Genomic DNA, 26,947 nt, shown 5'->3' with positions numbered 1-26,947 from the left:
TTACGCTATCACTGCGGCTTCTTGCGACCGAAACCCGGGCGCTGACCCGAACCGGCCGGGGCGCCACGGCGCTTGCCCGACGGCTCGTCCGCGACCAGTTTAGGGCCGGGGCGCTTGTTCGCCGCCGGCTTGGCCGGGCGCTTGGTGCTGGCGTTGTCGGCTGGGCGATCGGCCTCACCACGGTTGCTGCGACCACCGGCCGGAGCAGGACGCGGAGCACGTGGTGCACGCTCACCTTCCTGACGCGACGCTGCGGTTGGGCGACGTTCGCCTTCGATGTGCGGCTCACGGGAGATACGACCACCGGTTGCCGGAGCATTCAGTGCCGGGCGCAGGGTGCGGGCTACACGCTCGGTACGGGCCACAGGGCGCGACGATTTGCGCTGCATACGCTCAAGCTTGTCTTTGCTCTTGGCGTTCATCTGTGGCATCGCCACCGGTGTCAGGCCGACTTCGGCGCTGAGGATATCGACTTCGTACTGGCTCATTTCGCGCCAGCGTCCCATCGGCAGGTCGGAGTTCAAGAACACCGGGCCGAAACGCACACGCTTCAGGCGGCTGACCACCAGGCCCTGGGATTCCCACAGACGACGTACTTCACGGTTGCGACCTTCCATCACCACGCAGTGGTACCAGTGGTTGAAACCTTCACCACCTGGCGCCTGCTTGATGTCGGTGAACTTGGCCGGGCCGTCTTCCAGCACCACGCCCGCCTTGAGACGTTCGATCATCTCGTCATCGACTTCACCGCGTACGCGCACGGCGTATTCACGGTCCATCTCGTAGGACGGGTGCATCAGGCGGTTGGCCAGCTCACCGTCGGTGGTGAACATCAGCAAGCCGGTGGTGTTGATGTCCAGACGACCGATGTTGATCCAGCGGCCCTCTTTGGGCTTGGGCATCTTGTCGAACACGGTCGGACGGCCTTCCGGGTCGTCACGGGTGCAGATCTCGCCATCAGGCTTGTTGTACATGATCACGCGGCGCACCGATTCGGCGGCCTCTTCACGCTTGATGACCTTGCCATCAATGGTGATTGCATCGTGCAAGTCGACACGCTGGCCGAGGGTGGCCTCGACGCCGTTGACCTTGATGCGCTTCTGGGTGATCCAGGCTTCGACGTCGCGGCGCGAGCCCACGCCGATACGCGCCAGCACCTTTTGCAGTTTTTCGCCTGCTGGGCCGATTTCCTGGCTGTCGTTCTGGTCTTTGTCGTTCATCTTAAGCACCTCCCGGTGGGTCGATTCAGGCGTGGCCTGAAGAGTATTTAAAGCGGGGCTTTGGCCGAATAGGTCGGCAAAGGGTCGCGAATCATACGCGCATGGCGCGCGTTGCGCATCACAGAGTAGCCGATTAGCACCAAGTCATTGGCTTTTCCGCCGACCGGTGAGGCTAGCGCAGATCAATGTGGTGATCATCAGGCCGGATCAGTCTTCGAATTGGCGTCGCTCGGCTTCGATGGCTTCGGCCAGGGCCCGGGCTTCGTCTTCTTCGTCGCTCAGCGGCGGTTGTTCGAGGGCAGCGACGGCGGCCAGGAGTTTTTCACGGGCTTCGGCGACGCCCAGGATGTCTTCCTCGGGTTCGGGTTCAGACTCGGGCTCGGGCTCAGACTCGGGCTCAGTGCGCTCCTGAGGCTCAGCCTGCGCCTCACCGTCGCGCAGCAAGTCGTCGAAGTCAGTCTTGATGCCCTGCTCCATATCGTCCAGTTCCAGCAGCAAGGTGTGGAAACTGGTTTCATCCTTCGGTTCTTCCGGCTCCGCCGTGGCATCCGCCAATTCCTGCAGGCCGGCGGGAACCGGGGCATCGTCGAAGTCGAGCACCGGCTCGGCCTCCATCTCCCGCAACTCGGCCAAGGGCGGCAAGTCGTCGAGGTTTTTCAGGTTGAAGTGGTCGAGAAACGCCTTGGTGGTCGCGAACATCGCCGGTTTGCCGGGCACGTCGCGGTAACCGACGATGCGAATCCACTCGCGTTCAAGCAACGTCTTGACGATATGGCTGTTGACCGCCACGCCGCGCACATCCTCGATCTCGCCCCGGGTGATCGGCTGGCGATAGGCGATCAGCGCCATCGTCTCCAGCATCGCCCGCGAATAACGCTGCGGGCGCTCTTCCCACAAGCGGCCGACCCACGGGGAAAATTTCTCACGGATCTGCAGGCGATAACCCGACGCCACTTCAACCAGTTCAAACGCCCGGCCTTCGCAGGACTTGCGCAGAATGTCCAGTGCCTTCTTGAACACTGGCGGCTCAGGGCGCTCGGCTTCTTCAAACAGTTCGAACAGGCGCTCCAGGGATTGCGGCTTACCCGAGGCCAGGAGGAAGGCTTCCAGCAACGGCGCCAGTTCGCGGGGTTCAGTCAGATTCATCGATTCAGCTCTTTATTCGGCTCGCGCCCGCACGTGGATAGCCGCAAAAGGCTCATTCTGGACCAGCTCGACCAAAGACTCCTTGACCAGCTCGAGGATCGCCATGAAGGTCACCACCACCCCCAGGCGCCCTTCTTCAGCGGTGAACAGTTCGACAAAGGGCACGAAGCCGCCGCCTTTGAGACGCTCAAGCACATCGCTCATACGCTCGCGCGTCGACAGCGCTTCGCGACTGACCTGGTGGCTTTCGAACATGTCACCACGGCGCAGCACTTCGGCCATGGACATCAATAGTTCTTCCAGACTCACGTCCGGCAACAGTTTGCGCGCACGGGCCTGCGGGGCATCCAGCTTGGGCACCACCACATCGCGACCGACCCGGCTCAAGCCGTCGATGCCTTCGGCGGCAGCCTTGAAGCGCTCGTACTCCTGCAGGCGGCGGATCAGTTCGGCGCGTGGATCGTCCTCCTCGGCTTCGACCGTCTCCGAGCGTGGCAACAGCATGCGCGACTTGATCTCGGCGAGCATGGCCGCCATCACCAGGTACTCGGCGGCCAGTTCCAGGCGCACCGACTGCATCAGCTCGACATACCCCATGTATTGACGGGTGATTTCCGCCACGGGGATATCGAGGATGTTGATGTTCTGTTTGCGGATCAGGTACAGCAACAGGTCCAGCGGGCCTTCGAACGCTTCAAGGAAGACTTCCAGGGCATCCGGCGGGATGTACAGATCCAGGGGCATTTCCATGACCGCCTGGCCATAGACCATGGCAAACGGCAGTTCCTGCTGGGCGCCGGCCTGGGGATCGACGGTTTCCACGACCGACATTCAGGCCTCGACCATAAACGGCGTCGGGTCACCGCAGCCCACGCGCACCACTTCGGGTTCGCCATCGGCCAGGTTGATCACGGTGGAGGCCTTGTTGCCGCCATAGCCACCATCGATGATCAGGTCGACATGTTTTTCCAGCAGGCGGCGCATTTCGTAAGGGTCGTACAAAGGCTCTTCTTCACCCGGCAGGATCAGCGACACGCTCATCAACGGTTCGCCCAGCTCAGCCAACAGCGCGAGCGCAATCGGATGCTCCGGCACCCGCAGGCCGATAGTGCGCTTTTTCGGGTGCAGCAACAGGCGCGGCACTTCGCGGGTGGCATTGAGGATAAAGGTGTAAGGCCCGGGGGTGTGCGCCTTGAGCAGCCGGAAGGTGCCCGTGTCGACCTTGGCAAACAGCCCCAATTGGGACAGGTCGCTGCAGATCAGCGCAAAGTTGTGGTTCTTGTCCAGATCACGCAGGCGCCTGACCCGCTCGACCGCGCTCTTGTCGCCGATCTGACAACCTATGGCGTAGGAAGAATCCGTTGGGTAGATCACCACACCGCCGGCGCGAATGATCTCCACGGCCTGTTTGATCAGGCGCGCTTGCGGGTTTTCCGGATGAATCTGGAAGAATTGACTCACGTGTTCTACCTGTTCAGACGGTGGCAATAATGGGGTCATGCTTGAATCGCCCCCACAAGAGCGGCAGGTCTTCCGGGACTTGGCGATACTCGCCGATCTCGGACCAGCCGCCTGGGCCATGAAAATCACTGCCGGCACTGACCAGCAGACCAAATTCGCGGGCAAGGATCGCCAGGCTGCCGACTTGTTCGGCGGGTTGATGCCCGTTGACCACTTCGATTGCGTGGCCACCCGCTCCAATATAGTCGCCAATCAGCTTGCGACGCTTGCTGCGGGTGAAATCGTAATGCCAGGGGTGCGCCAGGCTGACCCAGGCGCCGGAGGCGCGCAATGTCTCGACAGTGTCTTCCAGGGTCGGCCAGTGCAGCTTCACGTCACCCAACTTGCCGGCACCCAGCCATTTACGGAAGGCTTCGGCACGGTCTTTGACAAAACCTTCGCGCACCATCCAGTCGGCAAAGTGCGGCCGGGCCGGTGCGTTGCCGCTGTCACCCAGCTCCTGCTGGATGGCGCGGGCGCCCTCGAGGGCATTGGGCATACCCTTGAGGCTGAGTTTTCGGCTTATTTCCTCGGACCGCAGCCAGCGGCCATCGTGCAATTGGGCGATGGCCTTGACCAGCGGCGGGGCCGCCTGATCGAATCCATAGCCCAGCACATGAATAGTGGCGCCGCCCCAGGTACAGGACAATTCCACGCCGTTGACCAGTTGCATGCCCAGGGCATGGGCGGCTTCACGGGCTTCATCCAGGCCTTCAAGGGTGTCATGGTCGGTCAACGACAGGACTCGCACGCCTTTTTCAAACGCTCGCGCAACCAGTACCGCGGGCGCCAGGGCGCCGTCGGAGGCCGTGCTGTGGCAGTGCAAATCAACATTCACGGGAGTGTGTAACCTCAAGTCAGCTGGCGCTTTCGCTACCAAGGATGTTTGTTATTATGCCGCCACATCCAGCTTCTGGCTCTTACTGTGAAACAATTCATCGACTTCATCCCGCTGTTGCTGTTTTTCATCGTGTACAAACTCGACCCCAGGGTCGTCGATCTTGCCGGCCATGAGCTGACCGTCGGAGGCATCTACAGCGCCACTGCGGTGCTGATCATCAGCTCCGTGGTGGTCTATGGGGCCATCTTCATCTCCCAGCGCAAACTGGAAAAAAGCCAATGGCTGACCCTCATCGCCTGCCTGGTCTTCGGCAGCCTGACCCTGGCCTTCCACAGCGAAACCTTCCTCAAATGGAAAGCACCGGTAGTGAACTGGCTGTTTGCCCTGGCATTCATCGGCAGCCACTTCATCGGTGACCGCCTGTTGATCAAGCGGATCATGGGCCACGCACTGACCCTGCCGGAGCCGGTCTGGACCCGCTTGAATGTGGCCTGGATCGTGTTTTTCCTGTTCTGCGGCGCCGCCAACCTGTTCGTCGCCTTCACCTTCCAGGACTACTGGGTTGACTTCAAGGTGTTCGGCAGCCTGGCCATGACGGTGCTGTTCCTGGTCGGCCAGGGTATCTACCTGTCCCGCCACCTGCATGACGCCGACCCCACCACGCCGAAAACCGAGGACTGACATGCTTTACGCAATCATTGCCACCGACGTCGCCAATTCCCTGGAAAAACGCCTGAGCGTGCGCCCGGCTCATCTGGAGCGTCTGCACGTATTGAAAGCCGAAGGCCGCCTTGTGCTGGCGGGTCCACACCCGGCCGTCGACAGCAATGACCCGGGCGCGGCCGGCTTCAGCGGCAGCCTGATCGTTGCCGAATTCGCCTCGCTGGCCGATGCGCAGGCGTGGGCGAAGGCCGATCCGTATGTCGCGGCCGGCGTCTACGCGGACGTCGTGATCAAGCCGTTCAAGCAAGTCCTGCCGTAATGCAGGGAGCGCCGAACCTAATCGGTTCGGCGTACTCCTAATGACTCATTATTCCCGGTAACCTGCCGACAACGTTCTGAATATTCGTGTGGAATCAGGAGTTCCGATGCGCTTACGTCAGTTGTGTCTGTTGGCAGTGTTAATGATCGGGGCTACGGCCCACGCTGAAGAAACCTCAAGCACCGGCAGTTCCACGCCCCTGTCCTTGAGTGCCGGCAGCCAGATCACCGAGTTGCAGCAACGCTTGAAAGAAAGCGAACGGCTGCGAGAAGAACTGGGCAAACAACTGCAAAGCGCGGATGCTGCCCGCGAAAGCGCCCAACTGAATCGCTTGCGCCAGGAGAACCAACGCCTGGCCCAGCAACTCAAAGAAGCACAGGGTGGCGCCTTGACGCGCTGGCTGACCGAACAACAACAGTGGTTCGTCACGGGTGGAGCCGTCGCGCTGATCGCCTTGCTGTGCGGGATCTTCGCCAGCGGTGGGCACCGTCGCCGTCGACAATGGCTAAATTGAGTAAGTCATGAGCGAGCTGTTACTGATAGATGATGACCAGGAGCTCTGCGAGCTGCTGACCAGTTGGCTGAGCCAGGAAGGCTTTCACGTGCGCGCCTGCCACGACGGATTGAGCGCCCGCAAAGCCTTGGCCGACGCCGCCCCGGCGGCGGTAGTACTCGACGTGATGCTGCCCGACGGCAGCGGCCTGGAATTGCTCAAGCAATTGCGCAATGACCACCCCGAGTTGCCGGTACTGATGCTGTCGGCCCGTGGTGAACCACTGGACCGCATCCTCGGCCTGGAACTGGGCGCCGACGATTACCTGGCCAAACCCTGCGACCCTCGCGAACTCACCGCCCGCCTGCGCGCCGTGCTGCGCCGCAGCCACCCTGCGGCCGTGTCAACGCAGATGGAACTGGGCGACCTGTGCTTCAGCCCGGTACGCGGCGTGGTCAGCATCGATGAACAGGAATTCGCCCTCACCGTCTCCGAAAGCCGTCTGCTGGAAGCCTTGCTACGCCAGCCCGGCGAACCGCTGGACAAACAGGAACTGGCGCAGATCGCGCTGGGGCGCAAGCTGACGCTCTACGACCGCAGCCTGGACATGCACGTCAGCAACCTGCGCAAGAAGATCGGCCCGCACCCCGATGGCCGGCCACGGATCGTGGCGTTGCGTAGCCGGGGCTATTATTACAGCCTGTAAGGCAGTTCTAAGTGGCAAGCTGCAAGCTTCAAGTCAGAGCTTTTCACTTGCCGCTTGCCGCTTGCCGCTTGCCGCTTGCCGCTTGCCGCTGACAACTTACACCTGCACCTCTCCCTTACCAAACCTTTACCCTCTCCTGACGGCGCCTGACCTTGTTCTCCGTAATCTAGCCACATCCGGACTCACCGGAATAGAGACAGGAGAAACACCATGCGCAAGACCCTTATCGCTCTGATGTTCGCCGCTGCTCTGCCGACCGTTGCCATGGCCGCCATGCCTGAAGGCCCAGGTCCAGGCCCGATGGGCGGCCCTGAAGGTCACATGACGGGTGGCCCGGGCCACGGCGGTGAACACGGTCCACGCGGCAAAGGCGGCCCATTCAGCCAACTGGACCTGAGCCACGAACAACGTCAGCAAATCGGTAAATTGATGGGTGAGCAATGGCACGCTCGCAAAGACCTGGTCAAAAAGTACCTGGACAAACTCCCGGCCGCCGACCAGAAAGCCATGCAGGATGAGATCGAAGCGGGCAAGCAGAAAACCCAGGCCGATATCCGCGCTGTGTTGAAACCCGACCAGCAGAAGAAATTCGACGAGATCGTCAAGAAGCAAGCCGAGCGCCGCGCCGAATGGAAGGAATTCCAGGCCTGGAAAGCCCAACAGCCGCAAAAAGCGCAATAATGATCTAGCTTTACCTCCAGCCCAGCGGTGCCCCCGCTGGGCTTTTCCTGTTTGAGGGTTTTCTGTGCGCTCATTGTTCTGGCGGATTCTGGCCAGTTTCTGGCTGGCCATCGCCCTGGTTGCCGGTTTATCGATCCTGCTTGGGCACATGCTCAATCAAGATGCCTGGATTCTCAGCCGCCACCCCGGCCTCAATAACCTGGCGCAGGAATGGACCCAGCTCTACGAGGCCCAGGGCGAGGACGCTGCGCAGGAATTGCTGCAACAGCGCAAACGCCAGTACCACATCGACGTGCAAGTGCTGAACGAAAGCGGCGATCCGGTGGTGCGCGGCACCTTCCCGCGCCGCGCCGCCGCTTTCGAGGCCAGGCAGAACGACAGCAAGGACGGTCATCTGCCGTGGCGGCGCCTGACCGCCGAGTACACCAGCGAAAAAACCGGTGACACTTACCTGCTGATCTACCGCATTCCCCACCCGGAACTGGACGCCTGGCATCGAGGCAGCCTGATGTGGCCGCTGAGCGCCTTGGCGATTGCCTTGGTGGTGCTGACCTTGTTCAGCCTGCTGGTAACGCTGTCCATCACCCGCCCGCTCAGCCGTCTGCGCGGAGCCGTGCACGATCTCGGCCAGACCACCTACCAACAAAACAGCCTGGCCCAACTGGCCAACCGTCGCGATGAGTTCGGCGTGCTGGCCAACGATTTCAACCGCATGGGCGCACGCTTGCAAAGCCTGATCGGCAGCCAACGCCAATTACTGCGCGATGTGTCCCACGAACTGCGCTCACCGTTGGCCCGCCTGCGCATCGCGCTGGCCCTGGCCGAACGCGCCAGCTCCGAAGAGCGCGAGCGCCTGTGGCCGCGCCTGACCCGCGAATGCGACCGCCTGGAAGCACTGATCAGCGAAATCCTGGTACTTGCCCGCGTAGATGCCGACAACGCCAGTGCCGAAGAAGTGGACCTGACCGCGCTGCTCAAAACCTTGCAAAAGGACGCCCAACTGGGCGCACCGGACCAAGTAGTAGCGCTGAGCGCCGACACCGACCTGCACCTCAAGGGCTGGCCGACCATGATCGAAAGGGCGGTGGATAACCTGCTGCGCAATGCCCAACGCTTCAACCCCCCGGGGCAGCCTATCGAGTTACAGGCCCTGCGCCAGGGTGAGCGCATTCTGATCAGCGTGCGTGACCACGGCCCCGGCGTCGATGCCGAGCACCTGAGCCAGTTGGGCGAGCCGTTTTACCGCGCCCCCGGGCAGACCGCCCAGGGCCACGGCCTCGGCCTGGCCATTGCGCGCCGCGCTGCGGAACGCCACGGCGGCAGCCTGCTCCTGGCCAACCACCCAGACGGCGGTTTTATCGCCAGTATCGACCTGCCGTTGGTACCTGGGGTTGTCACTCCAGTGTGATGATCTTCTATAGTGGCCCTTCTCTTACGGAGGGCCTTTGATGACTGACTTGCTGACCCCCATCCAAGCCGCACTCGATTTACCGTCCACCCCACTGACCAGAACCTCGGCCGGCGCCCTGCCCTCGACCTTCGCCGTCACCGAGCTGGCCGCGGCCAGCATCGGCGCCGCCGGCCAGGCCGTCGCGCAACTTATCCGGCAACAGACCGGTCGCTCGCCTGGCGTCACGGTGGACCTGCGTCTGGCGTCCTTCTGGTTCTCGTCCTCGATTCGCCCGGTAGGCTGGCAAACGCCGCCCCTGTGGGACCCGGTAGCCGGCGACTACGCCAGTGCCGATGGCTGGATCCGTTTACACACCAACGCGCCCCATCACCGCGCGGCCGCCGAAAGAATACTGGGCAAAGTCGCCGACCGAACCGACATGGCCGGCAAAGTGGCTGCCTGGACTGCCGCCGAACTGGAACAGGCGATCGTCGATGAAGGCGGTTGTGCAGCGCAGATGCGTACCTGGCAGGCCTGGCAAACCCATCCCCAAGGGCTGGCGGTGAATGCCGAGGAATTGGTGCAGCGGCAAACGTTCGACACCCTCAGCAACAAACCCTGGCTCGGCTCGGTCGCACGCCCGTTGGCCGGTATCAAAGTGCTGGACCTCACCCGTGTATTGGCCGGTCCCGCGGCCAGCCGCTTTTTGGCCGGCCTCGGTGCCGATGTGCTGCGCATCGACTCGCCCAACTGGAACGAACCCGGCGTGGTACCGGAGATGACCCTCGGCAAACGTTGCGCCCGCCTTGATCTGAAAAGTGCCGAAGGTCGGCAGATCTTCGAAAGCCTGCTCAAAGACGCCGACATCCTGCTCCACGGTTATCGCGCTGACGCCCTCGAACAACTGGGCTACAGCACCGAGGAACGGCAACGGATCGCCCCCGGTTTGATCGACGCCAGTCTCAACGCTTACGGCTGGAGCGGGCCGTGGCGCAACCGTCGTGGTTTCGACAGCCTGGTGCAGATGAGCAGCGGGATTGCCGATGCGGGCATGGCTTGGCAACACGCGGACAGACCCGTGCCGCTGCCGTTGCAGGCGCTGGATCACGCCACCGGGTATTTGATGGCGGCCAGTGCGATTCAAGCATTGAGTGAGCGCTTGAACACCGGGCGTGGCGGTTCGGCGCGGTTGTCATTGGCGCGCACGGCGAAGTTACTGGTGGACGCAGGGCAAGTGCCCGAACAACCGGCGCTACGCGCTGAAGCACCGGATGATCAAGGCGTGGTGGTGGAACAGACGGCCTGGGGCCAGGCCCATCGGTTACTGGCGCCGTTGACCATCAGCGGCACGCCGTTGCAGTGGGATTTACCGGCCGGGGAACTGGGTTCGCACCGGCCGCAGTGGTGACCTTCGGGCTACATCGGGCAAGGCTTCTTTGGTAGAAGCGAGCTTGCTCGCGAAAAACTCATAGGCGCCGCGTTCATTCAGGCAACACGCGTTATCGTTGACGTTTTTCGCGAGCAAGCTCGCTCCTACAGACGGCGACTTATGCCCCGGCGTCATTAGTCCCCCCGGCTCAGCGATGTCCACAAATGCTGCGCCGCATAGGCCCTCCAAGGTCGCCAAGCCTCTGCGCGCGCCAATAATTGTCGCGCCGAAACCGGCCCTCCCTGCAACGCTGCCAACGCGTTGATCAAGCCGATATCCCCCGAGGCAAACGCATCCGGCTCACGCATCTGGCGCATGGCGATGTACTGCGCGGTCCAGTCGCCAATTCCCGGCAAAGCCACCAGCCGCGCTACGCCCTCCTTGAGATTGGCCTTGGGCTCGAACAATCTAGGATCATCCAGCAACGCCTGGGCCACCCCCGATAAGGTACGCCCGCGCGCCTTGGGCATGCCCAAAGTGGCCAGATCGGCCGCGGCCAGCACCTGGGCGGTGGGGAACGCATGGGTAATGCCCAGGTGGGGTGTTTGCAGCGGCTGGCCATAGTGCGCCACCAACTTGCCCGCCAGGCGGATGGCCGCAGCCACCGTGATCTGCTGCCCCAGCACCGCACGAATCGCCAGTTCCAACCCATCCCAAGTGCCTGGAACACGAAGCCCAGGGCGAGCGGCAACCAATGCGGCCATCAGCGGATCGGTGGCCAATTGCGCGCCGATCAGTTTGGGTTGGGCATCCAGATCAAACATCTTCCTCAAGCGGCGCTCGATCTCGGGCAGGGCCTGTGCGTCGGGAAACGTCACGTCGACCTCCAGCCAGTTGCCCGTGCCGGGCGCCACACAGATCCAACCCCGTTGCCCGTCCAGACTGATGCTGCGCCGGTAGCTACCGTCGACTACCGTCTCCAGCCCGGCAATCGCCCGCATCGTCAGAAAGCCCAGCATCGCCGCCCAATCATAGGGCGGTTGATACACCAGTTTCACAACGACAACACCCCGCTGTACAACCCATACGCCGCCAACCCGGCGCCGGCGATCACACCACTGAAAATGCCTTTTTCGATCAGCGTGAACAAGGGTCGGCCCTGCTCGCGCTTGGCCTGGGCGAACAGGATCACACCCGGCGCGTAGAGCAATGCGGACAGCAGCAGGTACTTCAGGCCCCCGGCGTAGAGCAGCCAGAGGGCATAACCGAGGGCGATCAGCCCGATCAATAAATCCTGCAGGCGTCGGCGTTGGGCATATTCATAGGTTTCGCCACGTCCACTGAGCAACACGGCATAGGCTGCCGACCACAGGTACGGCACCAGAATCATCGAGGACGCGAGGTAGATCAGGGTGGTGTAGGTGCTTTGGGAAAACAGCGTGATCACCAGAAAGACCTGGATCATCACATTGGTCAGCCACAAGGCGTTGACCGGCACCTGGTTGGCGTTTTCCTTTTTCAGGAAGGCCGGCATGGTTTTGTCCTGGGCCGTGGCGTAGAGGATCTCGGCGCAGAGCAACGCCCACGACAGCAAGGCCCCCAGCAATGACACCGCCAGGCCGAGGCTGATCAGCATCGCGCCCCACGGCCCGACGATATGTTCCAGCACACCGGCCAACGACGGGTTCTGCAGTTGCGCCAGCTCCGGCTGGCTCATGATGCCCAGGGACAACACATTCACCAGCACCAGCAGCGCCAGCACGCCGAGAAAGCCGATCACCGTGGCGCGCCCCACATCCGCGCGTTTCTCGGCGCGAGCCGAATACACGCTGGCCCCTTCAATGCCGATAAATACGAACACCGTGACCAGCATCATGTGGCGCACCTGATCCACCACGCTGCCGAGCTTTGGATTGCCCAGGCCCCAGATATCCCGGGTGAAGATATCCGCCTTGAACGCCACGACGGCGATCACGATAAACATCAGCAACGGCACGATCTTCGCCACGGTGGTGATCTGATTGATGAACGCCGCCTCCCTGATGCCGCGCATTACCAGGAAATGCACCGCCCATAGCAACAGCGACGCACAGCCAATGGCGACCGGCGTATTACCCTGGCCGAACACCGGAAAAAAATAGCCGAGGGTGCTGAACAGCAACACGAAATAACCGACATTGCCCATCCAGGCACTGATCCAGTAGCCCCAGGCCGACGAAAACCCCATGTAGTCGCCGAACCCGGCCTTGGCGTAGGCGTACACCCCGGAATCCAGCTCGGGTTTGCGGTTGGCCAGGGTCTGGAACACAAAAGCCAGGGTCAGCATACCGACGGCGGTGATGGCCCAACCAATCAGCACGGCCCCCACCCCGGCGCGGGCGGCCATGTTCTGCGGCAAAGAAAAGATCCCGCCACCAATCATCGACCCCACCACCAAGGCAATCAGGGCACTGAGTCGCAGTTTCTGCGCCGGTTGGGACATGAATACTCCTGAATGAACAACAAGTTGAGCTGAAAACTGCGCACTCATCTAATTAACTCAGTGAATGCAACGTTTATTAGAGACCGCGATAAAATTCAAACGCTCATAACATAGCGGCATGTCAATTAATCAAGTTTAGGCTTATTTGGAATTTAAATACTGCAGTCCAGCACCTATCGTAAATAGCGCTAAAAGTTTGCACATTCGAGAATACAGTCTAGTTTCAAACGTCCATACCCCGGCCAATTTGACTGAACAGAATGAAGAGAGCGCTCTAGAAAGCGCTTTCCGAGGACTTTCATCGCCCGCGACCCGCCATTCTAAGTCATTAATTCACAATGGAATGTGCCAATAAAGTGATCTGAGTCAGCTGTTTGATTAGCCCACAGAATTATTCTGTGGACTCTCTTCCCCTGCATTGGAGTCATGCAATGTCTGACACTCCTGGAAAACTCAGGTTAGGTGCACTGGTTGCACTTGTCGTGGGTTCGATGATTGGCGGCGGGATCTTTTCTTTGCCGCAGAACATGGCTGCCAGCGCCGATGTAGGCGCCGTATTGATTGGCTGGTTTATCACCGCGATCGGCATGCTGACCCTGGCTTTTGTGTTCCAGACCCTGGCCAACCGCAAGCCCGACCTCGATGGCGGGGTGTATGCCTACGCCAAAGCCGGGTTCGGCGACTACATGGGCTTTTCATCGGCCTGGGGCTACTGGATCAGCGCCTGGCTGGGCAACGTCGGCTACTTCGTCCTGTTGTTCAGCACCCTCGGTTATTTCTTCCCGATCTTCGGCGAAGGCAATACGCCGGCTGCCGTGATCGGCGCCTCGGTGCTGCTGTGGGCGGTGCATTTCCTGGTGCTGCGTGGCATCAAGGAAGCGGCATTCATCAACCTGGTGACCACCGTCGCCAAGGTGGTGCCACTGCTCTTGTTCGTTCTGATTGCGCTGTTCGCGTTCAAGCTGGACATCTTCACCGCTGACATCTGGGGTGTGAAAAACCCCGACCTGGGCAGCGTGCTGAACCAGGTGCGCAACATGATGCTGGTCACCGTGTGGGTGTTCATCGGCATCGAAGGCGCGAGCATCTTCTCCTCCCGCGCGGAAAAACGCAGCGACGTGGGCAAGGCCACCGTGATCGGTTTTATCACCGTGCTGCTGTTTTTGATGCTGGTGAATGTGCTGTCCCTGGGGATCATGACCCAGCCGGAACTGGCCAAGTTGCAGAACCCGTCGATGGCCGCCGTGCTGGAACATGTGGTGGGCCACTGGGGCGCGGTGCTGATCAGCGTCGGCCTGATCATCTCGCTGCTGGGAGCGCTGCTGTCGTGGGTGCTGCTGTGTGCGGAGATCATGTTCGCCGCCGCCAAGGACCACACCATGCCGGAGTTTTTGCGCCGCGAAAACGCCAACCACGTGCCGGTCAACGCCCTGTGGTTGACCAACGCAATGGTTCAGCTGTTCCTGGTGATCACGCTGTTTTCCGCCAGCACTTACCTGTCGCTGATCTACCTCGCCACCTCGATGATCCTGGTGCCTTACCTGTGGTCGGCAGCCTATGCCCTGTTGCTGGCGGTACGCGGTGAGACCTACGAAAACGCCGCGGGCGAACGCAGGAAAGACCTGTTCATCGGTGCCATCGCCCTGGTCTATGCGATCTGGCTGCTCTACGCCGGCGGCACCAAATACCTGCTGCTCTCCGCCTTGCTCTACGCCCCCGGCGCGATCCTGTTCGCCAAGGCCAAGCATGAACTGGGCAAACCGATTTTCACCAACGTCGAGAAGCTGATTTTCGCCGCAGTGGTCATGGGCGCCCTGGTGGCGGCCTATGGGCTCTACGCCGGCTTCCTGACCTTGTAACTGTTGTTAATTGGAGGATCTGTAATGACCACCGAAAAAGTGAAGTACGGCGTACATTCCGAAGCCGGCAAACTGCGCAAAGTCATGGTGTGCTCCCCAGGTTTGGCCCACCAGCGGCTGACCCCCAACAACTGCGATGAACTGCTGTTCGATGACGTGCTGTGGGTGGCTCAGGCCAAGCGCGACCATTTCGACTTCGTCACCAAGATGCGCGAGCGCGACATCGATGTGCTGGAAATGCACAACCTGCTGACCGATATCGTCGCGATCCCCGAAGCCCTGGACTGGATCCTGGAGCGCAAGATCACTCCTGACACGGTAGGCCTGGGCCTGGTCGATGAAGTCAGCTCCTGGCTACGCAGCCTGGAGCCGCGCAAGGTCGCCGAGTTCCTGATCGGTGGCGTGTCGGCCGATGACCTGCCGAGCAGCTTCGGCGGCAAGACCATCGAGATGTTCCGCAGTTTCCTCGGCCAGGCCAGTTTCATCCTGCCGCCGCTGCCCAATACCCAGTTCACCCGTGACACCACCTGCTGGATCTACGGCGGCGTGACGCTCAACCCGATGTACTGGCCGGCGCGACGCCAGGAAACCCTGCTGACCAGCGCCATCTATAAATTCCATCCTGAGTTCACCAACGCGGACTTCCAGATCTGGTACGGCGACCCCGACCGGGAACACGGTGCCGCCACGCTGGAAGGCGGTGACGTGATGCCGATCGGCAACGGTGTCGTATTGATCGGTATGGGCGAGCGCTCGTCCCACCAGGCCATCGGCCAGTTGGCGCGCAACCTGTTCAAGAACAAAGCCGTGGAACGCGTGATCGTTGCCGGCCTGCCCAAATCCCGCGCGGCGATGCACCTGGATACCGTATTCAGCTTCTGCGACCGCGACTTGGTCACCGTCTTCCCCGAAGTGGTCAACCAAATCGTCCCTTTCACCCTGCGTCCTGACGAAAGCAAGCCGCACGGCATCGACATCCAGCGTGAGAAAACCAACTTCCTCGAGACTGTGGCTGCCGCGCTCAACCTCAAGGCCCTGCGCGTGGTGGAGACCGGCGGCAACAGCTTCGCTGCCGAACGCGAACAATGGGACGACGGCAACAACGTGGTGGCCGTGGAACCCGGTGTAGTGATCGGTTACGACCGCAACACCTATACCAACACCCTGCTGCGCAAAGCCGGTGTGGAAGTCATCACCATCAGCGCCGGTGAACTGGGACGTGGCCGTGGCGGCGGCCACTGCATGACCTGCCCGATCATCCGCGACCCTATCGATTACTAAACGACCATCTTCCCGGCGGCTTCCACCCGAAGCCGACCGGGCCGATTACCGAATCCAAGGAGAATCATCATGGCGTTCAACATCCACAACCGTAACCTGCTCAGCCTGGAACACCACACCCCACGCGAGCTGCGCTACCTGCTGGACCTGTCCCGCGACCTCAAGCGCGCCAAGTACACCGGCACCGAGCAGCAGCACCTCAAGGGCAACAACATTGCGCTGATCTTCGAAAAAACCTCGACACGCACCCGCTGCGCCTTCGAAGTGGCGGCTTATGACCAGGGCGCCAACGTCACCTACATCGACCCTAATTCCTCGCAGATCGGCCACAAAGAGAGCATGAAGGACACCGCCCGCGTACTGGGTCGCATGTACGACGCCATCGAATACCGTGGCTTCAAACAGGAGATCGTCGAGGAACTGGCCAAGTTCGCCGGCGTGCCGGTGTTCAATGGCCTGACCGATGAATATCACCCCACCCAGATGATCGCCGACGTGCTGACCATGCGTGAACACGCCGACAAGCCGATCCACGAGATCAGCTACGCCTACCTCGGCGATGCGCGCAACAACATGGGCAACTCCCTGCTGCTGGTGGGCGCCAAGCTGGGCATGGACGTACGCATCTGCGCGCCCAAAGCCTTGTGGCCTCACGACGACCTGGTGGACCGCTGCAAGCAATACGCGCAAGAAAGCGGCGCACGCATCACCCTCACCGATGACCCGAAAGCCGCGGTCAAAGGCGTGGACTTCATCCACACCGACGTGTGGGTGTCCATGGGCGAGCCAGTGGAAGCCTGGGCCGAGCGTATCAAGCAACTGCTGCCGTACCAGGTCAACAGCGAGTTGATGAAAGCCACCGGTAACCCGCGCACCAAGTTCATGCACTGCCTGCCGGCGTTCCATAACAGCGATACCAAGGTCGGCAAGCAGATCGCCGAACAGTACCCGCACTTGGCCAACGGTATCGAAGTGACCGATGACGTGTTCGAGTCGCCTGCCTGCATCGCCTTCGAGCAGGCGGAAAACCGCATGCACACCATCAAGGCGATCCTGGTTTCGACCCTGGCTGACTTGTAACTGAAGGAATGCGGTCAATTGTGGGAGCGGACGTGCTCCCACATTCTGCCCGTGTTCGCCACGTAGAATTACGGAAGGACTTTTGTATGCGTATCGTCGTTGCACTGGGCGGTAACGCCCTGCTCCGCCGTGGTGAACCCATGACGGCGGACAACCAACGCGCCAATATCCGGATCGCCACCGAACAGATCGCCAAGATCCACCCGGGCAACGAGTTGGTGATCGCCCACGGCAACGGCCCGCAGGTCGGCCTGCTATCGTTGCAGGCGGCGGCCTACACCCAGGTTTCGCCGTACCCGCTGGACGTGTTGGGGGCCGAAACCGAAGGCATGATCGGCTACATCATCGAACAGGAACTGGGCAACCTGCTGGACTTCGAAGTGCCGTTCGCCACGCTGCTCACCCAGGTGGAAGTCGACGCCAAGGACCCGGCGTTCAAGAACCCAACCAAGCCTATCGGTCCGGTGTACTCCAAGGCCGAGGCCGAAAAGCTGGCCGCCGAAAAAGGCTGGGCCATTGCTCCGGACGGCGACAAGTATCGTCGCGTGGTCGCCAGCCCACGCCCAAAACGTATCTTTGAAATCCGCCCGATCAAATGGCTGCTGGAAAAAAGCAGCATCGTGATCTGCGCCGGTGGTGGCGGCATCCCGACGATGTACGGCGAAGACGGCAAGCTGCGCGGCATCGAAGCGGTGATCGACAAAGACTTGTGCTCCTCGCTCCTGGCGTCGCAACTGGAGGCTGACTTGCTGGTGATCGCCACTGACGTCAACGCGGCCTTCATCGACTACGGCAAGCCGACCCAGAAAGCGATCGCCCAGGCCCATCCGGACGAAATCGAAAAACTCGGCTTTGCCGCCGGTTCCATGGGGCCAAAGGTACAGGCGGCCTGCGAGTTCGCCCGCCGGACTGGCAAAACGGCGGTCATCGGTTCACTCTCGGACATCGAAGCCATCGTCCAGGGCCACGCCGGCACACACATCAGCACGGCAAAACCTGGCATCACCTATCTGTGAAGTAGAGGAGATACGCCTATGGCCACCTTTGAACCGGGTCACCTGCATATCGAACGACATGCGCTGAACAAGGACGATGTCAGCTACGACCTGTGCCTGGACTACGAAGTCGTCACGGATCAAAGCGAAGGTAAAGGCATGCAGTTCACCTTGCATGGCACCGTCCAGGGCAAGGACCTGAAGGAAACGTTCTTCCTGCCCAAGGATAAGGCGTACAACTTCGCCAGCAACGTGACCAAGATTGTCGAAACGTACGGCATTCCCAAAACCCACAGCAGCATCGGTTCGCACCACAAGCACTACGATCTGATGTTTGAAGATGTGCGGCATCAGTTGGATATGAAATCCGGGGACCCGGTCAAGCCCGAACACTTGGCTTAATCCGGCCCTCCCTGATACAACCCTGGAAAATGTGGGTGGGGGCTTGCCCTCTCCCACATTTTTGATCTCCACCAGCTGTCAGGCATACTTGCCGCCTCTCGCTCTCCAGAATCGTCTCCATGCGTATCCACGTCAGCTTCATCGACCGCGTCGGCATCACCCAGGAAGTCCTGGCCCTGCTCGGTGGGCGCAACCTCAACCTGGATGCGGTGGAAATGGTGCCGCCCAACGTCTACATCGATGCGCCGACGCTCAGCGCCGAGGTGCTGGAAGAACTGCGCGATGCGCTCTTCAGCGTGCAGGGCGTGCAGGCGGTGACGGTGGTCGACATTCTCCCCGGCCAGCGCCGCCATCTGCAGCTCGACGCCCTGCTCGCCGCCATGACCGACCCGGTATTGGCCCTGGACAGCGCCGGCAAGATCCTGCTGGCCAACCCGGCACTGATCGCCCTGTATGGCCGCGAACCCGCCGGCGAGAGCATCAGCGAGCTGTTCAACGACCCGGCCCTGCTGGCCACGCTGCTGGAACACGGCTTCCGCCTGCCCCTGCGCGAGATCAGCGTCAACGGCCAGACCTTACTGCTGGACGCCACGCCGATCACCGACGCGGGTGCCCTGCTCACCCTGTACCCGCCCAACCGTATCGGCGAACAACTGTCGGCGTTGCACCATGACCATGCCGAAGGTTTTGATGCGCTGCTGGGCGAGTCCCCGGTGATTCGTACTCTCAAGGCGCGGGCACAACGGGTGGCGGCATTGGACGCGCCATTATTGATCCAGGGCGAAACCGGCACGGGTAAAGAGTTGGTGGCACGCGCTTGCCATGCGATCAGTGCACGGCACAGTGCGCCGTTTTTGGCGCTGAACTGCGCGGCACTGCCGGAAAACCTCGCCGAAAGTGAGTTGTTCGGTTACGCGCCGGGTGCCTTCACCGGTGCCCAACGCGGCGGCAAGCCGGGGCTGATGGAGCTGGCCAACCAGGGCACGGTGTTCCTCGATGAAATCGGCGAAATGTCGCCGTATCTGCAGGCCAAGCTGCTGCGTTTTCTCAACGACGGCAGCTTCCGTCGCGTGGGGGGCGACCGTGAAGTGAAGGTCAATGTGCGCATCCTCAGCGCCACCCACCGCGACCTGGAAAAAATGGTCAGCGAAGGTACCTTTCGCGAAGACCTGTTTTATCGACTCAATGTGCTCAACGTCGAAGTGCCGCCATTGCGCGAACGCGGCCAGGACATCCTGCTGCTCGCCCGCTATTTCATGCAGCAGGCTTGCGCGCAGATCCAGCGCCCGGTCTGCCGCCTGGCGCCCGGTACCTACCCGGCGCTGCTCGGCAACCGCTGGCCGGGCAATGTGCGCCAGTTGCAAAACGTGATCTTCCGCGCCGCGGCCATCTGCGAAAGCAGCCTGGTCGACATCGGTGACCTGGACATCGCCGGCACCTCGGTCGCCCGCCAAAGCGACGGCGAAGTCGACAGCCTGGAACAGGCAGTGGAAGACTTCGAGCGCAACCTCCTGGAAACGCTCTACACCAGCTACCCCTCGACCCGGCAACTGGCCAGCCGCCTGCAAACCTCGCACACCGCCATCGCCCATCGATTGCGCAAATACGGCATTCCCAACAAGCCCTGACGACGACGGGATTTAACTGTGCAATACAGGCCCTGTGTCAGGGCCGTGCCCTTTCCCACCTTGGGTATGCAGTGCCGGATTTTGGTCTGAGAACGACATCCGATGTACTGAAAGCGCTACAGTGGAACGATATCGCTACAACCCTGCTTTTTGCGCGCCATGCAAGGCTTTGATCCACATAGGCTTTTTTTCGACGGCTCAGCTGTAGCGAAATCGCTACAGCCAACGGGCATAACTTCATAACCAATTTTATTAACTTGTTGATTTAAAACAACTTAATGACATTGGCCGCGTTTTTGCTAAGCAACTCTTCATTATTCCTATCCCGTCCACCAGACGAATCTGGCCCTGAGGAGTTTCCATGAGCGAGTTGCGTTTCACTGAAGATCACGAATGGCTGCGCGCCGAAGCTGACGGCAGCGTCACCGTGGGTATCACCGCTTTTGCGCAGAACGCGCTGGGTGACGTGGTTTTCGTGCAACTGCCGGAGTTGCAGCGCTACGACAAGGGTGCCGAAGCGTCCACCGTGGAGTCGGTAAAAGCCGCCAGCGGTGTGTACATGCCATTGGACGGCGAAGTCCTTGAAGTCAACGACAAGCTCGATGGCAGCCCGGAACTGGTCAACGAAGACCCAATGGGCGAAGGCTGGTTCTTCCGCTTCAAACCTACTGATGCCGACGCAGTAGCTAAGCTGTTGGATCAGGATGCGTACGACCGCCTGATCAAAGCCAACGCTGAAGCTTGAGGAGCACGCCATGACGATCAATCTCAGCACCGCCAACGAATTCATCGCCCGCCACATCGGCCCGCGCCAGGCAGACGAGCAGCAGATGCTCGCCAGCCTCGGCTTCGATTCCCTGGAAGCCCTGAGCGCCAGCGTGATCCCGGAAAGCATCAAGGGCACCAGCGTGCTCGGCCTGGAAGACGGCCTGAGCGAAGCCGAGGCCCTGGCCAAGATCAAGGCCATCGCCGGCAAGAACCAGCTGTTCAAGACGTACATCGGCCAGGGTTACTACAACTGCCACACGCCATCGCCGATTCTGCGCAACCTGCTGGAAAACCCGGCCTGGTACACCGCCTACACCCCGTACCAGCCGGAAATCTCCCAAGGCCGCCTGGAAGCGCTGCTGAACTTCCAGACGCTGATCAGCGACCTCACCGGCCTGCCGATCGCCAACGCGTCCCTGCTCGACGAAGCCACCGCCGCCGCCGAAGCCATGACCTTCTGCAAGCGCCTGAGCAAGAACAAGGGCAGCAACGCCTTCTTTGCCTCGGTGCACAGCCATCCACAGACCCTCGACGTACTGCGCACCCGTGCCGAGCCCCTGGGAATCGATGTCGTGGTGGGCGATGAGCGCGAACTGACCGACGTCAGCCCGTTCTTCGGCGCCCTGCTGCAATACCCGGCCAGCAACGGTGATGTGTTCGACTACCGCGAACTGACCGAGCGTTTCCACGCCGCCAACGCCTTGGTGGCCGTGGCCGCTGACCTGCTGGCGCTGACGCTGCTGGCCCCGCCGGGTGAGTTCGGCGCCGACGTGGCCATCGGCAGTGCGCAGCGCTTCGGCGTACCGCTGGGCTTTGGTGGCCCGCACGCGGCGTATTTCTCCACCAAGGATGCGTTCAAGCGCGACATGCCGGGGCGTCTGGTCGGTGTGTCCGTGGACCGTTTCGGCAAGCCGGCCCTGCGTCTGGCCATGCAAACCCGCGAGCAACATATCCGTCGCGAGAAAGCCACCAGCAACATCTGCACCGCCCAGGTACTGCTGGCCAACATCGCCAGCATGTACGCGGTGTACCACGGTCCGAAAGGCCTGACCCAGATCGCGCAGCGCGTACACCAGCTGACTGCGATCCTGGCCAAGGGCCTGACCAGCCTGGGCCAGAAGGTCGAACAAGCGAATTTCTTCGACACCCTGACCCTCAACACCGGCGCCAATACCGCGGCCCTGCACGACAAGGCCCGCGCCCAGCGCATCAACCTGCGCGTGGTGGACGCCGAGCGCCTTGGTGTCTCGGTGGACGAAACCACCACCCAGGCCGATATCGAAACCCTGTGGGCGATCTTCGCCGATGGCAAAGCCCTGCCGGACTTCAACGCCGGCGTTGAAAGCACCCTGCCAGCCGCCCTGCTGCGCCAGTCGCCCATCCTCAGCCACCCGGTGTTCAACCGCTATCACTCGGAAACCGAGCTGATGCGCTACCTGCGCAAGCTGGCCGACAAGGACCTGGCGCTGGACCGCACCATGATCCCGCTGGGCTCGTGCACCATGAAGCTCAACGCCGCCAGCGAAATGATCCCGGTAACCTGGGCCGAATTCGGTGCCCTGCACCCGTTCGCCCCTGCCGAACAAAGCGCCGGCTACCTGCAACTGACGTCTGAGCTTGAAGCCATGCTCTGCGCGGCCACCGGCTACGACGCGATCTCGCTGCAACCGAACGCCGGCTCCCAAGGTGAATACGCGGGCCTGCTGGCCATCCGTGCTTATCACCAAAGCCGTGGCGAAGAGCGCCGCGACATCTGCCTGATCCCATCGTCGGCCCACGGTACCAACCCCGCGACCGCCAACATGGCCGGCATGCGCGTGGTCGTCACTGCCTGCGACGCCCGTGGCAACGTTGATATCGAAGACCTGCGCGCCAAGGCCATCGAACACCGCGACCACCTGGCCGCGCTGATGATCACCTACCCGTCCACCCACGGTGTGTTCGAGGAAGGTATCCGCGAAATCTGCGGCATCATCCACGACAACGGCGGCCAGGTGTACATCGACGGCGCCAACATGAATGCCATGGTCGGCCTCTGCGCACCGGGCAAGTTCGGCGGCGACGTGTCCCACCTGAACCTGCATAAGACCTTCTGCATTCCTCACGGTGGTGGCGGCCCGGGTGTCGGCCCGATTGGCGTCAAATCCCACCTGACGCCATTCCTGCCGGGCCACGCGGCCATGGCACGCAAGGAAGGCGCGGTGTGCGCGGCGCCGTTCGGCAGCGCGAGCATTTTGCCAATCACCTGGATGTACATCAGCATGATGGGCGGCGCGGGCCTCAAGCGCGCCTCGCAATTGGCGATCCTCAACGCCAACTACATTTCCCGTCGCCTGGAAGAGCACTACCCGGTGCTGTACACCGGCAGCAACGGCCTGGTGGCGCATGAATGCATCCTGGACCTGCGCCCGCTGAAAGACAGCAGCGGCATCAGCGTGGACGACGTAGCCAAGCGCCTGATCGACTTCGGCTTCCATGCGCCGACCATGTCGTTCCCGGTCGCAGGGACCTTGATGATCGAGCCGACCGAAAGTGAGTCCAAGGAAGAACTGGACCGCTTCTGCAACGCCATGATCGCCATCCGCGAAGAAATCCGCGCGGTGGAAAACGGCACCCTGGACAAGGACGACAACCCGCTCAAGAACGCGCCGCACACCGCGGCGGAACTGGTGGGTGAATGGAGCCACCCCTACAGCCGCGAACAGGCGGTGTATCCGGTTGCCTCGCTGATCGAAGGCAAGTACTGGCCGCCCGTGGGTCGGGTCGACAACGTGTTTGGCGACCGCAACCTGGTGTGTGCGTGCCCGTCGATCGAGAGCTACGCGTAAAGCAGCCATTAGCCGCAAGCTTCAAGTTGCACGTTAAAAGCCAAGCGGCTTTTTCTTGCAGCTTGTGGCTTGCTACTTGCCGCTGCCCCCATAACAAGAAACCGGAGAACAACCATGTCCCTTAGCGTGTTCGACCTGTTCAAGATTGGCATCGGCCCCTCCAGTTCCCACACCGTCGGCCCGATGCGCGCCGCCGCTCGCTTCGTCGAGGGGCTCAAGCGTGACAACCTGCTGAGCGCCACCACCTGCGTCAAGGTGGAACTCTATGGTTCACTCGGCGCCACCGGCAAAGGCCACGGCAGCGACAAGGCCGTACTGCTGGGCCTGGAAGGCGAACACCCGGACACCGTGAATACCGACACAGTGGCTGCCCGTTTGGCGCACATGCGTCAGGATGGCCGCCTGAATCTGCTGGGTGAACACAGCATTGTGTTCAACGAGAAAGAACACTTGGCGATGATTCGCAAACCCCTCGCCTACCACCCCAACGGCATGATTTTTCGCGCCTTCGACGCCGCCGGCATCCAGATCCGCAGCCGCGAGTACTACTCGGTCGGAGGCGGTTTTGTGGTGGATGAAGACGCCGCCGGCGCCGACCGGATCGTCGAAGATGCCACACCCCTGACCTTCCCGTTCAAGCACGCCAAGGACCTGATGGGCCATTGCACCACCTATGGGCTGTCCATCAGTCAGGTGATGCTGACCAATGAAAGTGCCTGGCGGCCTGAGGCGCAAACCCGCGCCGGCCTGCTGAAGATCTGGCAGGTGATGCAGGACTGCGTGGACGCCGGCTGTCGCAACGAAGGGGTTTTGCCCGGCGGTTTGAAGGTCAAGCGCCGTGCGGCGGCCCTGCACCGGCAGTTGTGCAAGAACCCCGAATCCTCACTGCGCGACCCTCTGTCGGTGCTCGACTGGGTCAATCTCTATGCCTTGGCGGTCAACGAAGAAAATGCCAACGGCGGACGCGTGGTCACGGCGCCCACCAATGGTGCGGCCGGTATCGTGCCGGCGGTGCTGCATTACTACATGCGCTTTATCCCGGGAGCGAATGAAGACGGCGTGGTGCGTTTTCTGCTCACCGCCGCTGCCATCGGCATTTTGTACAAGGAAAACGCGTCGATCTCCGGCGCCGAAGTCGGCTGCCAGGGTGAAGTAGGCGTGGCCTGTTCCATGGCGGCCGGCGCATTGTGCGAAGTATTGGGTGGCAGTGTGTCCCAGGTAGAAAACGCCGCCGAGATCGGTATGGAACACAACCTCGGCCTGACCTGCGACCCGATTGGCGGGCTGGTGCAGGTGCCGTGCATCGAGCGCAACGCCATGGGCTCGGTCAAGGCGATCAATGCGGTGCGCATGGCCTTGCGCGGCGATGGGCAACATTTTGTGTCCCTCGACAAGGTGATCCGCACAATGCGCCAGACCGGCGCCGACATGAAAAGCAAATACAAGGAAACCGCCCGTGGCGGTTTGGCAGTCAACATTATCGAGTGCTGATGTCCAAAAGCGCGCCAGCACGTTTTTCAGGAGCTGAATATGTCCACCGAAACCCTGTTGAAAACTCCATTGCATGCGCTGCACATCGAACTCGGCGCGCGCATGGTGCCCTTCGCCGGCTACGACATGCCGGTACAGTATCCGTTGGGCGTGATGAAGGAACACTTGCATACCCGTGAACAGGCCGGGTTGTTCGACGTGTCCCACATGGGCCAGATCCGCCTCACCGGCGCCAATGCCGCCAAAGCCCTGGAAACCCTGGTGCCGGTCGACATCATCGACCTGCCGGTGGGCATGCAACGTTACGCGATGTTCACCAATGAGCAGGGCGGCATCCTCGATGACCTGATGGTGGCCAACCTGGGTAACGACGAACTGTTCCTGGTGGTCAACGCCGCCTGCAAGGATCAGGACCTGGCGCACCTGCGCAAACATATCGGCGACCAGTGCACCATCGAGCCGCTGTTCGAAGAACGCGCCCTGCTGGCCCTGCAAGGCCCGGCGGCAGTCAAGGTATTGGCGCGCCTGGCGCCGGAGGTCAGCAAGATGACCTTTATGCAGTTCGCCAGCCTGCGCTTGCTGGGCGTGGACTGCTATGTCAGCCGCTCCGGCTACACCGGTGAAGACGGCTTCGAAATCTCGGTGCCCGCCGCCAATGCCGAAAGCCTGGCGCGCAGCCTGCTGGCCGAAACCGAAGTGCAGGCCATCGGCCTGGGAGCCCGCGACTCACTGCGCCTGGAAGCCGGCCTGTGCCTGTATGGCCACGACATGAACACCGGCACCACGCCGATCGAAGCCAGCTTGCTGTGGGCGATCTCCAAGGCACGCCGGGCCGACGGCGCACGTGCCGGTGGTTTCCCCGGCGCAGATCGCATCTTCACTCAGCAACAAACCGGCGTGAACCGCAAGCGCGTAGGCCTGTTGCCCCAAGAACGCACACCGGTCCGTGAAGGTGCGGAAATCGTCGACGAACACGGCACCGTGATCGGCACCGTCTGCAGCGGCGGTTTTGGTCCAAGCCTGGGCGGCCCGCTGGCCATGGGTTACCTGGACAGCGCGCACACGGCGCTGGACACCGAAGTCTCTGCATTGGTACGTGGGAAAAAGGTGCCACTTCGTGTAAGTAAAATGCCATTTGTGCCGCAACGTTACTATCGCGGCTGAGTGACTGTTCCTATAAGTAACGCGGTTGCGTTAACGTGCACTAAACTGTAACGCAACCGCCATAAAACAGTGCATCGACGATAGTCAATATATTAGGGGTAAACCTATAACAAGTGATCCCTTCTATCGAATATAACCAGCGGCGCATTGTTGACCAAAGTGTCATCAGGCCAAGCAAAACCAGGGCTTTTGGCAGGGCTTGTTTTTTCTGTATTAGTTGGCGTAGAGTTTAGTTACTGTGTTTGCATGGGTCGCTTGGAACCTGGACCTGGGCAGTAGCCAAAGTTTGCTACAACCCGTTCGACGTCTCTTACTTTCCTGCAACCCAGCCCAGTACTCTTTCATGTGAAAGAGGCTGTCATTAATTTTTAGCGTCAAAGGAAAGAAGAAAATGTCTGATCGTCAGAGCGGCACCGTCAAGTGGTTTAACGACGAGAAAGGGTTTGGTTTTATCACTCCAGAAAGCGGTCCGGATCTGTTCGTGCATTTCCGCGCTATCCAGGGCAACGGCTTCAAGAGCCTGAAAGAAGGCCAGAAAGTCACCTTTAAAGCCGTGCAAGGCCAGAAAGGCATGCAGGCTGATGAAGTACAAGCAGAAGCCTGATCTTCCTGCGACAAAAAGCCCCTGATGGTGACATCAG

General features: G+C 61.2%; 25 protein-coding genes. 18 read left to right on the top strand and 7 right to left on the bottom strand.

The window, feature by feature from the left end:
• Positions 1–8: 8 nt before the first annotated feature.
• The 5 genes from rluB to EXW71_RS20130 form a co-directional block, all read right to left on the bottom strand.
• Positions 9–1,220, bottom strand: a complete 1,212-nt coding sequence (gene rluB / locus EXW71_RS20150; protein ID WP_134660097.1) for a 23S rRNA pseudouridine(2605) synthase RluB — start codon at positions 1,218–1,220, stop codon at positions 9–11.
• Between the two features lie 207 nt (positions 1,221–1,427).
• Positions 1,428–2,366, bottom strand: a complete 939-nt coding sequence (scpB, locus tag EXW71_RS20145; RefSeq protein ID WP_134660098.1) for an SMC-Scp complex subunit ScpB — start codon at positions 2,364–2,366, stop codon at positions 1,428–1,430.
• Between the two features lie 12 nt (positions 2,367–2,378).
• Positions 2,379–3,077: a ScpA family protein gene (locus tag EXW71_RS20140; RefSeq protein WP_174554055.1), complete on the bottom strand. Its 699-nt coding sequence runs from the start codon at positions 3,075–3,077 to the stop codon at positions 2,379–2,381.
• A 120-nt stretch (positions 3,078–3,197) separates the two neighbouring features.
• Positions 3,198–3,827, bottom strand: coding sequence for an L-threonylcarbamoyladenylate synthase (locus tag EXW71_RS20135; RefSeq protein WP_017139161.1), 630 nt, complete (start codon positions 3,825–3,827; stop codon positions 3,198–3,200).
• 13 nt (positions 3,828–3,840) lie between these two features.
• A complete protein-coding gene (locus EXW71_RS20130; RefSeq protein WP_123715686.1) occupies positions 3,841–4,704 on the bottom strand; it encodes a PHP domain-containing protein in 864 nt (287 codons plus the stop codon).
• 87 nt (positions 4,705–4,791) lie between these two features.
• Here EXW71_RS20130 and EXW71_RS20125 point away from each other — a divergent pair, with 87 nt between their 5' ends.
• The 7 genes from EXW71_RS20125 to EXW71_RS20090 all read left to right on the top strand — a co-directional run bounded on the left by EXW71_RS20125 (position 4,792) and on the right by EXW71_RS20090 (position 10,367).
• Positions 4,792–5,388 (top strand): septation protein A, encoded by a 597-nt coding sequence (locus EXW71_RS20125; protein WP_134660099.1) that lies wholly within the window; start codon positions 4,792–4,794, stop codon positions 5,386–5,388.
• Position 5,389: 1 nt separating this feature from the next.
• Positions 5,390–5,689 carry a YciI family protein gene (locus tag EXW71_RS20120; RefSeq protein WP_123715688.1) on the top strand — a complete coding sequence of 100 codons (300 nt, stop codon included), beginning with the start codon at positions 5,390–5,392 and terminating at the stop codon, positions 5,687–5,689.
• Positions 5,690–5,795: 106 nt separating this feature from the next.
• On the top strand, positions 5,796–6,203 hold the full coding sequence (locus tag EXW71_RS20115) for a translation initiation factor 2 (protein ID WP_134660100.1): 408 nt from the start codon (positions 5,796–5,798) through the stop codon (positions 6,201–6,203).
• Positions 6,204–6,210: 7 nt separating this feature from the next.
• The gene (locus EXW71_RS20110; protein WP_123715690.1) at positions 6,211–6,888 is read left to right on the top strand and encodes a response regulator transcription factor; all 678 of its coding nucleotides are present in this window, start codon (positions 6,211–6,213) and stop codon (positions 6,886–6,888) included.
• Positions 6,889–7,098: 210 nt separating this feature from the next.
• Positions 7,099–7,569 carry an LTXXQ domain protein gene (locus EXW71_RS20100; protein WP_134660101.1) on the top strand — a complete coding sequence of 157 codons (471 nt, stop codon included), beginning with the start codon at positions 7,099–7,101 and terminating at the stop codon, positions 7,567–7,569.
• A gap of 64 nt (positions 7,570–7,633) precedes the next feature.
• A complete protein-coding gene (locus tag EXW71_RS20095) occupies positions 7,634–8,977 on the top strand; it encodes a HAMP domain-containing sensor histidine kinase (RefSeq protein WP_134660102.1) in 1,344 nt (447 codons plus the stop codon).
• A 40-nt stretch (positions 8,978–9,017) separates the two neighbouring features.
• Positions 9,018–10,367 carry a CoA transferase gene (locus EXW71_RS20090; RefSeq protein ID WP_134660103.1) on the top strand — a complete coding sequence of 450 codons (1,350 nt, stop codon included), beginning with the start codon at positions 9,018–9,020 and terminating at the stop codon, positions 10,365–10,367.
• Positions 10,368–10,522: 155 nt separating this feature from the next.
• Here EXW71_RS20090 and EXW71_RS20085 read toward each other — a convergent pair whose 3' ends face one another.
• Positions 10,523–11,386: a DNA-3-methyladenine glycosylase gene (locus tag EXW71_RS20085; protein WP_134660104.1), complete on the bottom strand. Its 864-nt coding sequence runs from the start codon at positions 11,384–11,386 to the stop codon at positions 10,523–10,525.
• Positions 11,383–12,810 (bottom strand): arginine-ornithine antiporter, encoded by a 1,428-nt coding sequence (gene arcD / locus EXW71_RS20080; RefSeq protein WP_134660105.1) that lies wholly within the window; start codon positions 12,808–12,810, stop codon positions 11,383–11,385. The genes EXW71_RS20085 and arcD (EXW71_RS20080) overlap by 4 nt, the downstream gene beginning before the upstream one ends.
• Before the next feature lie 431 nt (positions 12,811–13,241).
• Between arcD (EXW71_RS20080) and arcD (EXW71_RS20075) the strand changes: the two genes are divergently transcribed.
• The 11 genes from arcD (EXW71_RS20075) to EXW71_RS20025 all read left to right on the top strand — a co-directional run bounded on the left by arcD (EXW71_RS20075) (position 13,242) and on the right by EXW71_RS20025 (position 26,910).
• Complete coding sequence (gene arcD / locus EXW71_RS20075) at positions 13,242–14,669, top strand: arginine-ornithine antiporter (protein WP_134660106.1); 1,428 nt, start codon at positions 13,242–13,244, stop codon at positions 14,667–14,669.
• Between the two features lie 24 nt (positions 14,670–14,693).
• On the top strand, positions 14,694–15,950 hold the full coding sequence (gene arcA, locus EXW71_RS20070; RefSeq protein ID WP_134660107.1) for an arginine deiminase: 1,257 nt from the start codon (positions 14,694–14,696) through the stop codon (positions 15,948–15,950).
• A gap of 69 nt (positions 15,951–16,019) precedes the next feature.
• On the top strand, positions 16,020–17,030 hold the full coding sequence (locus EXW71_RS20065) for an ornithine carbamoyltransferase (protein ID WP_134660108.1): 1,011 nt from the start codon (positions 16,020–16,022) through the stop codon (positions 17,028–17,030).
• A gap of 86 nt (positions 17,031–17,116) precedes the next feature.
• A complete protein-coding gene (gene arcC, locus EXW71_RS20060) occupies positions 17,117–18,046 on the top strand; it encodes a carbamate kinase (RefSeq protein ID WP_134660109.1) in 930 nt (309 codons plus the stop codon).
• Positions 18,047–18,064: 18 nt separating this feature from the next.
• On the top strand, positions 18,065–18,427 hold the full coding sequence (locus EXW71_RS20055) for a DUF5064 family protein (protein ID WP_123715699.1): 363 nt from the start codon (positions 18,065–18,067) through the stop codon (positions 18,425–18,427).
• 119 nt (positions 18,428–18,546) lie between these two features.
• On the top strand, positions 18,547–20,055 hold the full coding sequence (locus EXW71_RS20050; protein ID WP_123715700.1) for a sigma-54-dependent transcriptional regulator: 1,509 nt from the start codon (positions 18,547–18,549) through the stop codon (positions 20,053–20,055).
• Between the two features lie 361 nt (positions 20,056–20,416).
• Positions 20,417–20,800, top strand: coding sequence for a glycine cleavage system protein GcvH (gene gcvH / locus EXW71_RS20045; RefSeq protein WP_123715701.1), 384 nt, complete (start codon positions 20,417–20,419; stop codon positions 20,798–20,800).
• Positions 20,801–20,810: 10 nt separating this feature from the next.
• Positions 20,811–23,651, top strand: coding sequence for an aminomethyl-transferring glycine dehydrogenase (gene gcvP / locus EXW71_RS20040; protein WP_134660110.1), 2,841 nt, complete (start codon positions 20,811–20,813; stop codon positions 23,649–23,651).
• Between the two features lie 114 nt (positions 23,652–23,765).
• The gene (locus tag EXW71_RS20035; protein WP_123715703.1) at positions 23,766–25,142 is read left to right on the top strand and encodes an L-serine ammonia-lyase; all 1,377 of its coding nucleotides are present in this window, start codon (positions 23,766–23,768) and stop codon (positions 25,140–25,142) included.
• Positions 25,143–25,181: 39 nt separating this feature from the next.
• Complete coding sequence (gene gcvT / locus EXW71_RS20030; RefSeq protein WP_134660111.1) at positions 25,182–26,306, top strand: glycine cleavage system aminomethyltransferase GcvT; 1,125 nt, start codon at positions 25,182–25,184, stop codon at positions 26,304–26,306.
• A 391-nt stretch (positions 26,307–26,697) separates the two neighbouring features.
• Complete coding sequence (locus tag EXW71_RS20025; RefSeq protein ID WP_134660112.1) at positions 26,698–26,910, top strand: cold-shock protein; 213 nt, start codon at positions 26,698–26,700, stop codon at positions 26,908–26,910.
• Positions 26,911–26,947 lie beyond the last annotated feature (37 nt).

This window comes from Pseudomonas sp. BCA17, from assembly GCF_004519405.1.
Lineage (GTDB): Bacteria > Pseudomonadota > Gammaproteobacteria > Pseudomonadales > Pseudomonadaceae > Aquipseudomonas.
The sequence above is the reverse complement of the archived record's forward strand: the minus strand, read 5'-3'. Positions and strand labels throughout refer to the sequence as shown.